Source organism: Cytobacillus firmus, assembly GCF_023612095.1.
In the GTDB taxonomy this organism is placed as follows: domain Bacteria; phylum Bacillota; class Bacilli; order Bacillales; family Cytobacillaceae; genus Cytobacillus.
The window spans coordinates 1,539,897-1,555,106 of record NZ_CP086235.1; the positions used below are offsets into that span (position 1 = coordinate 1,539,897).

General features: G+C 42.0%; 17 protein-coding genes and 1 pseudogene. 17 read left to right on the top strand and 1 reads right to left on the bottom strand.

Annotation, left to right across the window (positions count from 1 at the left end; genetic code table 11):
* The first annotated feature begins 53 nt into the window (after positions 1-53).
* The 10 genes from LLY41_RS07795 (at position 54) to LLY41_RS07840 (ending at position 8,208) form a co-directional block, all read left to right on the top strand.
* Entirely contained in the window at positions 54-959 is a 906-nt protein-coding gene (locus LLY41_RS07795) for a hypothetical protein (RefSeq protein WP_304587373.1), read from the top strand.
* A gap of 19 nt (positions 960-978) precedes the next feature.
* Complete coding sequence (locus LLY41_RS07800; protein WP_304587376.1) at positions 979-2,241, top strand: tetratricopeptide repeat protein; 1,263 nt, start codon at positions 979-981, stop codon at positions 2,239-2,241.
* A gap of 73 nt (positions 2,242-2,314) precedes the next feature.
* On the top strand, positions 2,315-2,860 hold the full coding sequence (locus LLY41_RS07805; RefSeq protein ID WP_304587378.1) for a ReoY family proteolytic degradation factor: 546 nt from the start codon (positions 2,315-2,317) through the stop codon (positions 2,858-2,860).
* A 113-nt stretch (positions 2,861-2,973) separates the two neighbouring features.
* A complete protein-coding gene (locus LLY41_RS07810; RefSeq protein ID WP_095244678.1) occupies positions 2,974-3,438 on the top strand; it encodes a YpiF family protein in 465 nt (154 codons plus the stop codon).
* 148 nt (positions 3,439-3,586) lie between these two features.
* Complete coding sequence (locus LLY41_RS07815; RefSeq protein WP_095244677.1) at positions 3,587-4,093, top strand: Rieske (2Fe-2S) protein; 507 nt, start codon at positions 3,587-3,589, stop codon at positions 4,091-4,093.
* A gap of 3 nt (positions 4,094-4,096) precedes the next feature.
* The gene (gene qcrB / locus LLY41_RS07820; protein ID WP_035330156.1) at positions 4,097-4,771 is read left to right on the top strand and encodes a menaquinol-cytochrome c reductase cytochrome b subunit; all 675 of its coding nucleotides are present in this window, start codon (positions 4,097-4,099) and stop codon (positions 4,769-4,771) included.
* A 43-nt stretch (positions 4,772-4,814) separates the two neighbouring features.
* Positions 4,815-5,582, top strand: coding sequence for a menaquinol-cytochrome c reductase cytochrome b/c subunit (locus tag LLY41_RS07825; protein WP_095244676.1), 768 nt, complete (start codon positions 4,815-4,817; stop codon positions 5,580-5,582).
* A gap of 122 nt (positions 5,583-5,704) precedes the next feature.
* Complete coding sequence (locus LLY41_RS07830; protein WP_251169464.1) at positions 5,705-6,301, top strand: lipoprotein heptaprenylglyceryl N-acetyltransferase LhaT; 597 nt, start codon at positions 5,705-5,707, stop codon at positions 6,299-6,301.
* 148 nt (positions 6,302-6,449) lie between these two features.
* A complete protein-coding gene (gene ypjB / locus LLY41_RS07835) occupies positions 6,450-7,226 on the top strand; it encodes a sporulation protein YpjB (RefSeq protein ID WP_061792753.1) in 777 nt (258 codons plus the stop codon).
* 301 nt (positions 7,227-7,527) lie between these two features.
* A complete protein-coding gene (locus LLY41_RS07840; protein WP_251169466.1) occupies positions 7,528-8,208 on the top strand; it encodes a zinc metallopeptidase in 681 nt (226 codons plus the stop codon).
* A gap of 63 nt (positions 8,209-8,271) precedes the next feature.
* On the opposite strand, the gene LLY41_RS07845 is transcribed toward LLY41_RS07840, so the two are convergent.
* Entirely contained in the window at positions 8,272-9,144 is an 873-nt protein-coding gene (locus LLY41_RS07845; protein WP_304587384.1) for a YitT family protein, read from the bottom strand.
* Positions 9,145-9,356: 212 nt separating this feature from the next.
* Here LLY41_RS07845 and LLY41_RS07850 point away from each other — a divergent pair, with 212 nt between their 5' ends.
* From LLY41_RS07850 to LLY41_RS07880, 7 genes and pseudogenes are all read left to right on the top strand, one after another.
* Entirely contained in the window at positions 9,357-9,689 is a 333-nt protein-coding gene (locus LLY41_RS07850) for a nucleotide pyrophosphohydrolase (RefSeq protein ID WP_304587385.1), read from the top strand.
* Positions 9,690-9,703: 14 nt separating this feature from the next.
* Positions 9,704-10,507 carry a 4-hydroxy-tetrahydrodipicolinate reductase gene (gene dapB / locus LLY41_RS07855; protein WP_304587387.1) on the top strand — a complete coding sequence of 268 codons (804 nt, stop codon included), beginning with the start codon at positions 9,704-9,706 and terminating at the stop codon, positions 10,505-10,507.
* Positions 10,508-10,521: 14 nt separating this feature from the next.
* Positions 10,522-10,943 (top strand): annotated as a pseudogene (mgsA, locus tag LLY41_RS07860) (methylglyoxal synthase).
* Complete coding sequence (gene bshB1, locus LLY41_RS07865) at positions 10,930-11,646, top strand: bacillithiol biosynthesis deacetylase BshB1 (RefSeq protein WP_304587389.1); 717 nt, start codon at positions 10,930-10,932, stop codon at positions 11,644-11,646. Before mgsA ends, bshB1 begins: the two are co-directional and overlap by 14 nt.
* The gene (bshA, locus tag LLY41_RS07870; RefSeq protein ID WP_095244667.1) at positions 11,643-12,785 is read left to right on the top strand and encodes an N-acetyl-alpha-D-glucosaminyl L-malate synthase BshA; all 1,143 of its coding nucleotides are present in this window, start codon (positions 11,643-11,645) and stop codon (positions 12,783-12,785) included. Before bshB1 ends, bshA begins: the two co-directional genes overlap by 4 nt.
* On the top strand, positions 12,785-13,993 hold the full coding sequence (locus LLY41_RS07875; RefSeq protein WP_251169472.1) for a CCA tRNA nucleotidyltransferase: 1,209 nt from the start codon (positions 12,785-12,787) through the stop codon (positions 13,991-13,993). Before bshA ends, LLY41_RS07875 begins: the two co-directional genes overlap by 1 nt.
* On the top strand, positions 13,966-14,949 hold the full coding sequence (locus LLY41_RS07880) for a biotin--[acetyl-CoA-carboxylase] ligase (protein WP_095244665.1): 984 nt from the start codon (positions 13,966-13,968) through the stop codon (positions 14,947-14,949). The genes LLY41_RS07875 and LLY41_RS07880 overlap by 28 nt, the downstream gene beginning before the upstream one ends.
* Positions 14,950-15,210 lie beyond the last annotated feature (261 nt).

The window sequence follows — 15,210 nt, forward strand, 5'->3', positions numbered from 1 at the left end:
ATTTATCTGAAAATTTCATAGCTTGTCATAAGACCGTTTAAGAGGGTGGTTTTATGACATATATTATTGAGAATGCAAATCTGCTAAAGGAAGACAAGCTGTTAAAAACATCTATGCTGATAAGAAATAATGAGATTTCACTGATGCAGACTGAAATGAAAAGGTTTCAATTCACAAGAATGGATGCGGGTGCATTTATTATGTCTGCAGGATTCGTGGTTCTGGACACATCCATCCCGCTTGAAAAGCCCTTTTCAGAACTCAAAGAGTATTATATCCGGGAGTTTATTTTAAAAGGATGTACAGCCTTCCTGACAGCCGTGCCTGTTAAGCATGAATATTCTTTGAAGAGTGATCTTAAAAGCTTTAATGCAAGTTTATTAAGCAGCCCGATTGATTATATTATTGGTGTGAAAATTCCTGTCCGTCTCCTTACCCCTTCTTTTATGAGAAAATGTAAGAGAGAAAGAGTTCCTGTTGTTTTTGTTGAAATACAGGATGCAAAGGAGCTTGAACAAGTTCCATGGGGTTGGCTGCGGGAAGCAATGTTTCCTTATAATTGTCCGCTTGTACCCATCTTTGCAGGCAGGAATGAAAAGGAGAAAAGCAGAATAAATACATTATGGGCAAAACTGATGCAGGAAGAGAAAATACCTTCGGTGCCGAATGAGCTGATGGAACACGAGCCTTTATCGAGGTCAGTTCTGTCCAAAGCCGGGATTTACCCTTTAAAAGGGAATATCCATCAGGGCGGGGAAGTCAGTTATAATTTATTTGAAAAACCTGAAGAAGGTCTTACCGTTGAAGAATCACAGCTGTTTCATTATCATAGAGATAAACTTGCTGTCACTGTACTGAAGGGAAAAGTGATTAGAGCCGGACAAGAAGTGATTTTTCGTTCAGGTTCCGGCGAGCAGGTTAAAATCAGCACACCAGCTTATTTTAAAATAGCCGATTAGCATTCGAAAGGAATTTAGTATGGATAAAGTAAATAAAATCATTACTCTTTTAGAAAACGGTCATCATGAAGAAGCGTTGGAGAGCTATCAGCAAATACTGCTGGATGGTTCTCATGAAGAAAGGTTCCTGCTGGCTGAAGAACTGTTCCAGTACGGGTTCCTTGAGGAATCAAAAGCCTTATATGAACGGCTTCTGGAAGCATATCCGGAAGAAGGAGAACTGCTCGTTCTGCTGGCTGAAACACATATTGATCTTGGAAATGAAGAGGAAGCCATCCTTGTCCTTGAAAGAATAAATGAACATGATCCGAGCTTTCCGCAGTCGCTTCTCTTATTAGCAGACCTTTATCAGATGGATGGTCTATTTGAGGTCAGCGAACAAAAGCTCCTGAAAGCAAAAGAAATATTGCCTGATGAGATAATTGTAGATTTTGCCCTGGGTGAACTTTATGCAGAGCAGGGTCGGTTCCTGGAAGCAAAGCGGATTTATGAAAAAGTTCTCAGGAAAGAGGAAATCATTGCAGGCATAAATGTAAATCAGAGATTGGCGGATATTCTCAGTGCAGGCGGAGCATTTGAAGAAGCCCTTCCATATTACGAAAAAGCGCTTGATGACAAACTGGAGATTAATACCCTTTTCAGTTATGCTTTTACAGCGCTTCAAGCCGGCTTTAACCGTACAGCCATTGAAAAATTGACTGAACTGAAGGAGCTGGATCCCGAGTATCATTCACTGTATTTATACCTTGCTCAGGCATACGAGCGGGAGGAAGAAGCCGCGAGCGGCCTGGAAGCAGTCAAGGAAGGCTTGAAACAGGACGAATTTAACAAAGAGCTATTCTTCTATGGCGGGAAGCTTGCCTTGAAAACTGGCAATGAAAAAGAATCCGAAGATATGTTCAGGCAGGCTCTTGCACTGGATCCCGAATATGTCCAGGCAGCGATTCTTTTAAATAAACTTCTCCTCCAGCAGGAAAGATATGAAGATGTAATCGAAATTACTGAAATGCTGAACGAGCTGGAAGAGCCCCAGCTATTATGGGATTCAGCCGTTGCCTTTCAGCATTTAGAGGAATATTCAGAGGCATTAAACAAATATCAGCTTGCATATACTTTCTTTAAACAGCAGCAGGATTTTCTTTCAGATTACGGATATTTTTTAGCAGAGGAAGGAAAAAGGGAAGAGGCTGCCGAAATTTTTAATACATTAACCAAACTGGAGCCTGGCAATGAGGAATATCTGGATGTGCTGCAGCGACTCACGGATGATTTTCTTGATTAAATATGGCAGTTTCTATACTTAATGCAGTTTCAGTAAGACCAAATTTGTCTGTAAGCAGAGGAGGGAATCAAAAATGGCGACCCCTGTATCTGTCAACGAGAAGAAAGATTTTATCCGCTGGTTTTTGAACCATTATCAGCTCAAAAGAAGAGAATGTGTTTGGATTCTCAATTATTTGATGAGTCATGACCAGCTTATGGAGAAGGTGCATTTTGTGGAGCAGGCACAGTATTGCCCAAGAGGCCTGATCATGTCGACACATTGTGTGGATGAAGTTCCTTTCCGTTTTTACAAAGAGAATGTAATGACCACAGATGCGGAGAAGTCCTTCCATGATATCCGCTTAAACAGGGAGGAAGAGATTTATATCCAGCTTAATTTCCATGCTTCAAATAAGGCCCATCAGTATGCAGCGGTCATGGAGGAAAATCCCTTTATGCCAAAGACACTCCAGGTAAACGAAAAGGACCGGCTGATTGCGGAAAGGTTCCTCGCGGAAAGCCTGGAAAAATTCAGAAGAGAGAAACTCCTTGTACTCATTGATGAAGCATTGGATAAGCAGGATAAAAAAGCTTTTAACGTTCTGACTCAGCAGCTGAATAAATTAGAAACCACCTAAGCCTTGCTTTTATAAAAGCAGGGCTTTTATTTTGCCTGCATTCTCTGATTTGAAGCATTCTAATCATTAATGATATATTAAGGAAGGCAAATATATGTAATGGAGTGAATGATATGAAATGGATATCACAGGATATCGACATGTTTCTTAAAGAAAAGCAATATGTAGACACAGCTGTTCTCCCGCTTCTTCCTGTATCATTTGGCGATGATATCAAACAGTCTGTAGCTATGACAGAATTTATATCACTTCTAAGTGTGCAGCTTGAACGGCAATTCAGAGGGCGTCTCATCATGCTGCCTGGATATGCATATCTGAAACCGGCATCAGAAGAGAGCCTGATCAGCGGCTTGGGACAATGGGAATCAGAATTGAAGGCTCAGGGGTTTAAGCATATTTTCCTATTAACTTCGGACAGCATGTGGAAAACGTTCGAAGACCGGCTGGAAGGAGGCTTGATTTGGCTTCCATCTCTGCCTCTTGAGAATATGGATGAAAATTATAGGAACTCCATTCTCGATGACCAGGTGAAACAGCTGCTGAATCTTTTTGTCCAAAAGTGGCAAAATGGTGAATAGTGTGAATGTTAAGTCGCTCTATTTACATGTTTCGCCAAAGGATTATATTGACCTTGCATAAAGATTGATATATCATTGTTATGTCCTAGTTTTATATTGTGTTGAATTTTGTCCGTTGGACTTAACTTCATAATAGAGGGGGAAAAGTATGAGCAAAAATCGAGTTACTAGACGTCAATTCCTGAACTATACACTTACTGGTGTAGGCGGTTTCATGGCAGCAGGCATGCTAATGCCGATGGTCCGTTTTGCGGTTGATCCTGTATTGCAGGCAGCTGGTGAAAGTGATTTTATTCCAACAAAGCAAAAAGTGGCTGAAATTACCGAAAAGCCGACAAGGGTTGATTACACTTACGAGCAGCAGGATGCATGGTACACATCCGAAGTTACCGGCACTGCTTGGGTTTATAAGGATGATAAAGGTGAAATTGTTGCATTGTCTCCAGTATGTAAGCATTTAGGGTGCGTAGTTGACTGGAATACTGACAAGTCAAACCCTGATCATTTCTATTGCCCTTGCCATGGCGGCCTTTATACAAAGGATGGGACAAACGTTCCAGGTACACCGCCGGTTGCATCACTTGATGTATTTCCTTACAAAGAAAAAGATGGCTTCTTGTATTTAGGCAAGGCTGAACCGCGAAAGGAGGCGTAATAATTGTTAAACAAAATTTATGATTGGGTAGATGAGCGTTTAGATATTACGCCGATCTGGCGGGATATTGCTGACCATGAAGTGCCTGAGCATGTAAACCCCGCACATCATTTCTCTGCATTCGTTTACTGTTTTGGCGGTCTGACGTTCTTCGTTACTGTAATTCAAATCTTATCCGGTATGTTCCTGACAATGTACTATGTTCCGGATATCAAAAATGCATGGGAATCCGTGTATTATCTTCAAAACCATGTTGCATTCGGGCAGATTGTCCGCGGAATGCACCACTGGGGAGCAAGTTTGGTAATCGTAATGATGTTCCTACATACGTTACGTGTTTTCTTCCAGGGAGCTTATAAGAAGCCCCGTGAATTAAACTGGGTTGTCGGAGTGCTTATTTTCTTCATAATGCTTGCACTTGGACTGACAGGTTACTTATTGCCTTGGGATATGAAAGCCCTTTTCGCTACAAAAGTAACAATCCAGATCGTAGAATCAACTCCACTTATTGGAGAATATCTGAAAATACTTATTGCAGGACATTCTGATATTGTCGGCGCGCAGACGATCACCCGATTCTTTGCTATCCATGTATTCTTCTTACCGGCTGCATTATTCGGGTTAATGGCTGCCCACTTTATTATGATTCGTAAGCAGGGTATTTCAGGACCGTTGTAAGAAATAATTTTATGATCATTGCAAAAGGAGGGGAAATCGCCCAATGCATCGTGGTAAAGGTATGAAATTCGTAGGTGACTCTCGTGTTCCTGCAGAACGCAAACCGAATATTCCGAAAGACTATTCGGAATATCCAGGAAAAACAGAAGCATTCTGGCCAAACTTCCTGTTAAAGGAATGGATGGTAGGGGCTGTATTCCTTATCGGTTTCCTATGCTTGACAATTGCGCATGAGCCGCCATTAGAAAAAATTGCTGATCCAAGTGATACAGCTTATATTCCGCTGCCAGACTGGTACTTCCTGTTCTTGTACCAGCTTCTAAAATACAGCTATGCATCCGGACCTTATAATGCAATCGGTGCTTTTATTATTCCGGGTCTTGCATTCGGAGCATTGTTGCTTGCACCATTTATTGACCGCGGACCTGAACGCCGTCCGTCCAAGCGTCCTTTAGCAACCGGCTTTATGCTATTGGCTCTAGCCGGCATTACTTATCTGACTTGGGAGTCTGTTGCCCACCATGACTGGGAGGCAGCTGCACAGCAAGGTAAGATTGTGGCTGAAGTAGAATTCGATAAAGAAGACGAAGGCTACAAGATTTTTGAAGCAAACGGATGTATTTCCTGCCACGGAGGAGACCTTCAGGGTGGAGCAGGTTCACCTGCACTTGTTGACACTGGGTTAACACCTGAAGAAGTTGCTGACATTGCTAAAAACGGTAAAGGCGCTATGCCTCCAGGAATGTTCAAAGGTTCTGATGAAGAACTTCAAAAGCTTGCTGAATTCATTTCTGGCCTTGAAAGCAAATAATTAAAAAGAAGCTGGCATTGCCAGCTTCTTTTTTTTGCCCAAATAATTGTTCGTTTTTTTATAGGAGTTTGATGTGGTAAAATAATGAAATAATCGTGTACATAGAGAAAAGGAGAAAAAACATGAAATGGATCTATCCTTTATTAGGCAGCAGAGCTATGCTGATATTGCTTCTGATTATTAACACAGCAGGCACCATCTATGGGTATATATGGTATAAGTGGCAGCTGGTAGATACACCGGCTATTTTCTTGCCATTCGTACCCGACAGCCCTACAGCGAGCCTGTTTTTTATGTTTGTGCTCATCGCCTTTCTAATGGGCAAAAATTGGCCATTGATGGAAGCTTTAGCAATTGTAACCCTTATTAAATACGGAATATGGGCTGTAGTTATGAATTTGCTCGTATTTCAGGTTACAGGTGAATTGGATCCCCTTGCTCTCATGCTGATCTTCTCTCATGGTGCAATGGCAGTCCAGGGTGTTCTCTACGCACCATTCTATCGCTTCAAAACATGGCATCTAGTCATTACGGGTATCTGGACTCTGCACAATGATGTAATTGATTACGTCTTTTTCATGCTTCCCCGCTATCCGATACTAAATCTTTACACACCGCAAATCGGCTATTTTACATTCTGGCTCAGCATTTTCTCACTAGGAACAGCGTATTACTTCGTCCTAAGAAAAAATCGATTTCGTCTGGATATAGTGAAATAGTGCTCCGATTCCCTTGATCCAAACCATTTAGTGTTTTGGGTCTTTTTTGTTTATATAGAAATAACCTGGCCCCCAAAATTATTTTCTGGTCTAACCTTGTCCCTCTTTTCATATTTATCTAATAGTAATTTGAGGGGGGACAAGTTTGATGAGGCGAAAAGTAATCGCATTCTTATTCATTATTATGTTATTGCCTGGAATGGTGTCTGCAGATAAGACAACAAAAATAGATAAATTAGATCAATTGTCTAATGAAGCCTTACAGATGGTTAAGCTTCACAGGTATGAGGATGCCAAGAAGCTGTTGGAGTATTTCTCCGAGCAATTCGTTGCTGTAAACGGCAAGGAAAGGCCATTTACAATGGACGAGCTGCGGATTATTACAGTCTCTCATGATGATGCTGTACAAGCTGCGGTAAATACATCTATGAGCCACGAAGAACGGCTTAATCATGCAACAAAATTCCGCCTCGTAATGGATGCGATTTCCTCCAAATATCAGCCTTTATGGACTGAAATGGAGAAGCCGATCATGTCAGTGTTTGGTGAGGTAAAGGAAGCGGCATACAGCGGAAATAACGAGAACTTCCATTCACGTTTGAATTCCTTTTTGTCTTTATATGAGGTTATTTATCCCAGTCTGAAGATAGATGTGGATGCAGAAAAGGTACAAAAACTGAACGCACGCATAAATTTTATCGATCATTATCGGCCTCAGGTGCTTTCCCAGCAGGCAAGCCAGCAGGAACTTGCTGCATTGGAAAATGATCTGCAGACTATCTTTGATGAAATGACAGAAGATGAAACGGATCCATCCCTCTGGTGGGTGATCATCTCAACCGGGAGCATAATCATCATTACATTATCTTACGTAGGTTGGAGAAAATATAAGGGAGACAGGGCAAGACAAAAAAATCGATCTTAATAAGAAAAGCGGAAGCACCTTGCTCACCCCCGACAAGCACAAGACGAGCCTCACGGAAAGGCGTTCTTTGCCTTTTTGGGGGATCGGCTTGTGACCTCGAGGGGGTAGGTGCTGGAGCTAGACAGGCCTCGAAGTTCAAAAATTTCTACATTCTTATCTTTGAACAAAAAGAATAATGAGTGTCTTTTCCCGTTTTGTAATCAAGAGGAAAGGGAAAAGATAGGCAAATCGATTTGTATGCTGGATATCTGCAGGCCAGCGGATAAAATACACCATGACCAGCTTAATGGGAGGTAACAAAATGGGAGGATATCTCATTTATTTCGCAATAATTATTCTTGTTCCGCTTTGGGCACAAATGAAAGTAAAGGGAGCTTACAGCAAATATTCAAAAGTTCCTTCATCCACTCAAATGAGGGGTGCTGAAGTAGCCAGAAGAATTCTGGATGAGAATGGTCTGTATAAAGTTGGCGTTGAAGAAACCAGGGGGCATCTAACAGATCACTATGATCCTCGATCCAAGACAGTCAGGCTTTCGGCAACAAATTATCATGGCCATTCTGTGGCTGCTGCTGCAATAGCAGCCCATGAAGTTGGCCATGCCATCCAGGATAATCAGGATTACGCTTTTCTGCGCTTCCGCCATGCACTAGTACCTGTTGCGAATATTGGTTCAAACTTCTCCTGGATTCTGATCATGATTGGTTTTTTTGCTGGGTTGAGCGGTATGGTGCTGCTTGGTATAATCTTCATGGCAGCTGCAGTGGTTTTTCAAGTGATCACACTTCCGGTAGAGTTCAATGCTTCTAATCGTGCGATGGATCAGGTAGTATCCCTTGGAATTATCAGAAACGATGAAGAAAGAGAGACTAAAAAAGTTTTGAATGCAGCTGCGTTGACATATGTGGCGGCAGCAGCCGTGGCAGTGCTGGAATTGCTGCGTTTAATTCTTATTTATACAGGAATGACCAGATCTGAGTAAAGGCCGGCAATGCCGGCTTTTTTAATGAAAAAAAATGATGCCCCTGGGACATCACATTGATTTTCAGCGTTCAACCGGCTTTTTATTTTCATCCAAAGTAAAGCCTTCACCCAGCACATCATGTACAGCTGTGACAGAAACAAATGCATGGGGATCAACAGAAGTAATCGCATTTTTTAAACGGACAATTTCATTACGGCCGACAACACAATATAATACTTCCCGCTCTTTTTTTGTGAAGGAACCATGGCCTTTTAATACCGTAACGCCCCGATCCATTTCTTTCATGATTTTATCGGCAATTGCATCGTTTCGTTCTGATATGATCATGGCCCCCCTTGCTGCATAAGCCCCTTCCTGCATGAAATCAATTACTTTTGCACCAACAAAAACAGCCACCAAGGTGTACATGGCTTCCCTGTAATTCAAATATGTAATTAATGAAAGGGCAATCACAAAAAAGTCAAAAATGAACATTGTCTTTCCCATGCTGACTCCGGCATATTTATGTGCAAGTCTGGCAATTATATCAACTCCGCCAGTTGTGCCTCCAAATCTGAAAATCGTGCCAAGACCGATCCCTATAAAAACACCCGCGAATAAAGAAGCGAGAGTCAAATCCTCTTTTAATGGCATTTCAATCTGATACCGCTGAAAAATCCATAGGAATAGGGACACACCGACCGTTCCGATGATGGTATAAAGAAAAACATTTCTGCCCAGAAGTTTCCATCCAATAAAGAAAAGAGGTATATTTAGCAGAAGGTTAGTATAGGAAGGGTCCCACTCGAAAAGGAAGTATAAAAGCAGGGTAATACCGGTGAAACCGCCTTCAGCCAAGTTGTTTTGCATATTAAAGTGAACAAGGCCCCATGAAAAAATGGCTGAGCCAAGCAGAATGAAAAAAATATTCTTAAATTTCAATCCATAAAACATGTTATCCCTCCGCTGCCTGAATATCACAATACCAAAGCGTATCTAATTATATAAGATTCAGATTATAAGAGCAATAACATCAATGGACAAGAAGCGGCTGACTGACCATCTATTAGCAATGATAAAAAATATTTGTAAAATGGCTGAGCTATAGCTTAACATGAAAAGTGGAAATCACGTATAGAACATGTAATAAAAACAGAGGTGAAAGTATGGAGACACCAAAAACAATGAAAGAGATGCAAACTGACGTTGACAAATACATAAGCCAATTTAAAGAAGGTTATTTCAGCCCATTGGCGATGCTTGCAAGGATGACCGAGGAACTTGGGGAACTATCCAGGGAAGTGAACCATCACTATGGTGAAAAACCAAAAAAATCAACAGAGGAAGAAAAGGCTATCGAAGAAGAGCTTGGAGATATGCTCTTTGTTCTAATATGCTTTGCAAATTCCTTACATATTGACTTAGAAGAAGCGCACGATCGTGTCATGGAAAAATTCAGCACACGCGATAAAGACAGATGGACAAGAATTGAAGAGTAGAAGGAGAGAGGAAAATGGATAAAGTTAAAGTTATTATAGCGGGACCACGGGGGAGGATGGGAAGTGAAGCCGTCCAGCTTGTTAAGCGAACAGAGAACTATGAGTTAGCTGGCGTGATCGACCATAAAAATGGCGGTGGTTTTCTTAGCGATTTTGAAGGCTTCTCTCATTTTGGCCATGTTCCGGTGTACACGGATCTGGCCCTGGCCCTTCAGGAGCTGAGTCCCGACGTACTGATCGATTTGACAACTCCGGAAGTAGGAATGTTCCATACAAAAACTGCACTGGAATATGGTGTAAGGCCAGTTGTTGGAACAACAGGCTTTTCGAAGGATAATCTGAAAGAGCTTGAAGAACTTTGCCATGAAAAAGGAATTGGCTGTATTATTGCGCCAAACTTTGCACTTGGTGCTGTATTAATGATGAAATTCTCCCAATTGGCAGGAAGATATTTTAATGATGTGGAAATAATTGAGCTGCACCATGACCAGAAATTGGATGCTCCATCTGGTACTGCAGTTAAAACAGCGGAGATGGTTGCTGACGTAAGAACGAAAAAGGAGCAGGGGCACCCCGAGGAGAAGGAAACGATTCCTGGTGCCAGGGGCGCAAATTTCGATGGTATGCATATACATTCTGTTCGCCTGCCCGGCCTGATTGCTCATCAGCAGGTAATGTTCGGCTCTGAGGGCCAAACATTGACCATCCGTCATGACTCATATAATAGAGCTTCTTTTATGTCAGGTGTAAAACTTGCTGTTGATACGGTTTTAAAAATTGATACGCTCGTTTACGGTCTCGAAAATATTATCGACTAGAAAGGGGTGCCGACATGAATATTGCCTTAATTGCCCATGATAAAAAAAAGGATGATATTGTAAGATTTGCGATCGCCTATAAATCCATTCTTGCTGAACATACCCTTTATGCTACCGGAACAACCGGTTCACGCATCATGAAAGAAACTGGCCTTTCCATTCACCGTTTTCAGTCAGGACCTCTTGGGGGGACCAGGAAATTGGTGCTTTAATTGCCAACAATAAAATGGATGTTGTATTTTTCTTCAGAGATCCTTTGACTGTTCAGCCCCATGAGCCGGATGTCTCAGCGTTGGTGCGCCTTTGTGACGTATATGCTGTGCCGCTCGCGACAAATATGGGCACAGCGGAGATTATAATTAAAGGCATTGAACGCAATGATTTATCGTGGAGAAATATTGTAATTGAAAAAGGTGACATGAATGAATCTGGATAACCTTGATATTCTGGCATTTGGCGCTCATGCTGATGATGTTGAAATCGGCATGGGCGGCACAATTGCCAAATTTGCCTCTATCGGAAAAAAGATTGGAATATGCGACTTAACACAGGCAGAGCTTTCTTCCAACGGGACGGTTGAAATCCGAACAGAAGAATCGTTGAAAGCAGCAGATATTCTGGGTGTTACTATCCGGGAGACTCTTAATCTTCCTGACAGGGGCTTATTTTATAACCAGGAATACATAAAAAAGATTGCTGAATTGATCCGTAAATATAAACCTGCTCTAGTGTTTGCGCCATATATGGAGGACAGGCATCCAGACCACGGGCATTGTGCCCGCCTGGTGGAAGAAGCCGTCTTTTCAGCAGGAATCAAGAAATATGAAACAGGCGGCAATTTCGCTCCGCATAAAGTGAAAAACCTGCACTTTTACATGATAAATGGCTTCCATAAGCCTGACTTCCTGATCGATATCTCCTCTTTTATGGATAAAAAAATTGCAGGTCTCGAATCCTATCAAAGTCAATTTGCAAGAAGCCCAGGTTCATTTGATACACCGCTTGTCAACGGCTATATTGAAACTGTTGCAGCGAGGGAAAGCTTATTTGGAAAACAGGCAGGGGTGCAATATGCAGAGGGGTTTAAAGTGAAGAATCCCTTACTGGTGAATACTGATATATTTGGTGGAGAATTATGAGGAAAAAGTTAAAAATAGGTATCACCTGCTATCCCACGGTTGGAGGATCAGGTGTCGTTGCTACAGAATTAGGGAAAATGCTTGCCGAAAAAGGCCATGAAATACATTTTATTTCATCAAGCCTCCCTTTTAGACTGAAAAGGATGTACCCCAATATTTTTTATCATCAGGTGGATGTCAATCAATACTCTGTATTTCAATATGCTCCTTACGATATCGCGCTGGCAAGTAAAATGGCGGAAGTGATAAAACGCGAGGGCCTTGATCTGCTGCACGTGCATTATGCGATTCCCCATGCAGTTTGCGCGATTCTGGCAAAGCAGATGAGCGGTACAGACATTAAGATTGTTACCACCCTTCATGGAACAGATATTTCAGTTCTCGGGTACGACCCATCCCTTACAGATGCGATACGTTTTGGAATCGAGAAGTCTGATGGAGTTACAGCTGTTTCCAAAGCTTTAATATCGCAAACTTATGACCTGATTAAACCTGATAAGTCCATAAGAGCTGTTTATAATTTTATAGATGAAAGAATATACAGGAAAACCGATTCTCTTTACCTAAAAGAAGAGTATGGCATAAACGATGGTGAAAAGGTGATCATCCATGTATCTAATTTCCGCAATGTAAAGCGGGTACCGGATGTTGTTCAAGCCTTTGCCAAAATATCCGAAGAAGTTCCTTCAAAGTTGCTGTTAGTTGGAGACGGACCGGAAATGAGCGTTATATGCAGACTGGTGAATGACCTGAAGCTTAAAGACAAGGTTTTGTTTTTGGGAAAGCAGGACAATGTGGAGGAGCTTTACAGCATCAGTGATTTAATGCTCCTGTTATCGGAAAAGGAAAGCTTTGGACTTGTTGCTCTTGAGGCAATGGCATGCGGAGTGCCATGCATCGGTACAGATGTCGGTGGAATTCCCGAAGTAATCAGCGATGGTGAGACCGGCTATATTTGCACTTTGGGTGATATAACTGGTATCTCGCTAAAAGCAATTAAATTGCTTACTGATGAGAAACTGCTAGACCGGTTCTCTTCACAATCCATATCGCTTGCAAAGAACAGGTTCAGTGCCGGCAGCATTGTCAGTCAATATGAAGAGCTTTATTATGAACTTTTGGAAAAAGGTGACCTTTGATGAATGAAGCTTTTGCAAAGGCAGTTCCTGTGCTGGAGAAGTTAGAGGCTGCAGGTTTTGAGGCCTATTTTGTAGGAGGCTCTGTCAGGGATTATATACTTGGAAAAGAAATTGCAGACGTCGATATTGCTACTTCGGCTACCCCGGAAGAAGTAAAAACCATATTCTCAAGAACACTTGATGTGGGTATTGAGCATGGCACTGTGGTGGTTCTATATCATGGCATACCCTATGAAATTACAACCTTCCGAACAGAGGCAGAATACCTGGATTTTAGGCGGCCTTCAGAAGTAAGATTTATCAGATCACTGGAAGAGGATTTGAAAAGAAGAGATTTTACGATGAACGCGATTGCCATGAATAAAGAAGGGCAGCTTATCGATCCTTTTAACGGCAGGGGCGCCATAGAGGAAAGAAAAATTTGTACTGTAGGCAAGCCGGCTGAGAGATTTACTGAAGATGCCCTTCGAATGATGAGAGCAGTCCGTTTTTTCAGCCAGCTGGCATTTGAGATTGATAAAAACACTTATGCTGCTTTGGCATCCCTGTCACATTTACTAGAAAACATAGCAGTGGAAAGAAAGCTGGCAGAGTTCGAAAAGCTATTGGCGGGAACCGGCAGGATGAAAGCTCTTAAGGTCATTGCGGAAACAGGATTGTTTAATTATCTGCCAAAAATGTCAGGCTTCCAACAGGAATTAAAAGAAGCAGAGAAATATAATGCTGCTGATCTGACTGGAGATGAAATGTGGGCCTTTCTTGCGTATATCTTTAAGTTGGACGAGTCACAGGCTGAAGCTTTTCTGAAGAACTGGAAACTGCCTTTAAAGAGAACAAAGAAAATAGTGTCGATTATCAGCTGGATCCGGTACAGAGCCAAAAACCAGTGGGGGGCCTATTCCCTTTATCAGGCAGGGGACAAGTCCCTGAACGCGGAACGGGTCCGCAACGTAATCTTGCATGAGGACTCAAGCAGGGGAACAGTCAGCCTGCTGAGTCAATATAATTCTCTGCCGATCAAAGAAAGAAGAGACCTTCAGCTTACTGGAGATCAGCTGATGAATTGGTTTGGCAAACCTCCTGGTCCCTGGATTAAAGCGGAGCTTGAAAAAACCGAAAAAGCAGTCTTGCGCGGCGAAGTGAGTAATAGCAATGAATCCATAAGGGAGTGGCTCATAAAGTGCAATCAGAAATCAGGAACAAATTGATTGATGCTTTTACGAAAAGCAATGAGGAATATCTTTCAGGCCAGTATTTAGCTGACCTGATTGGATGTTCAAGAACGGCTGTATGGAAGCATATTGAAGAGCTGAGGAAAGAAGGCTTTGAATTGGAAGCGGTCAGAAGAAAAGGTTATCGGATAACAAAAACACCTGAAAAAGTTACCCCTGATGAAATCAGACTTGGTTTGCAGACTGAAGCCCTCGGACGCCAGATTCATCATGAAGAAAGTGTTGATTCAACCCAGAAGATTGCCCATCGCCTTGCATACGAGGGTGCGCAGGAAGGAACCGTTGTCATAGCGGAAGAACAGCTTTCAGGCAGGGGCAGAATGGACAGGAGATGGCATTCTCCCAAATCAACAGGCATATGGATGAGTGTTATCCTAAGGCCGAACATTCCACCGCCGAAAGCTCCGCAGCTTACGCTGATTACAGCAGTGGCTGTTGTACAGGCAATTGAAGAGCTGACCGATTTAACACCGCAAATTAAATGGCCGAATGATATTTTGATGAACGGGAAGAAGGTTACAGGAATTCTGACAGAACTGCAGGCGGATGCCGACCGTATTATTTCTATTATCATAGGAATTGGCATCAACGTTAACCAGCAGCTTGATGATTATCCCGATGAACTTAAAGAAATTGCCACTTCATTATCCATTGAAAAAGGCGAAAAGCTTTCAAGAGCTGAGCTCATTAAGATCCTGCTTGGCAAACTGGAAAACCTGTATAAGCTTTATTTAGAGAAGGGCTTTTATCCGATTAAGCTTTTATGGGAAAGTTATGCGGTTAGCATCGGCAAGAATCTTACTGCAAGAACGATTACCGGAAGTATATATGGCAAGGCCCTTGGAATTACCGAAGATGGGGTCCTGATGATTGAAGACAGCAGCGGGAAAGTCCATCACGTATATTCTGCAGACATTGAACTGGATGTTTAGAAGGCCCGCCTGAAAGTTTTTATAGCCAACTCATTTGCCTTTTTGATATACTTTTTATGGGCAGTATCCTTAACAGAACTGCACCTTTTTTAAGGAAACGCAAATATAATATATCTGCCTAGATCCAAAAAAAATGGACCGGGACAGAGGGATGAACTGATATATGAGCTTATGTAAAATCCTTCTGCCAACAGAAGGATTTTTTTAAATGTTCTGTTTTTTAAACTCATTAAAGTTTTATTGCCTCTTCCTGCATAAGGA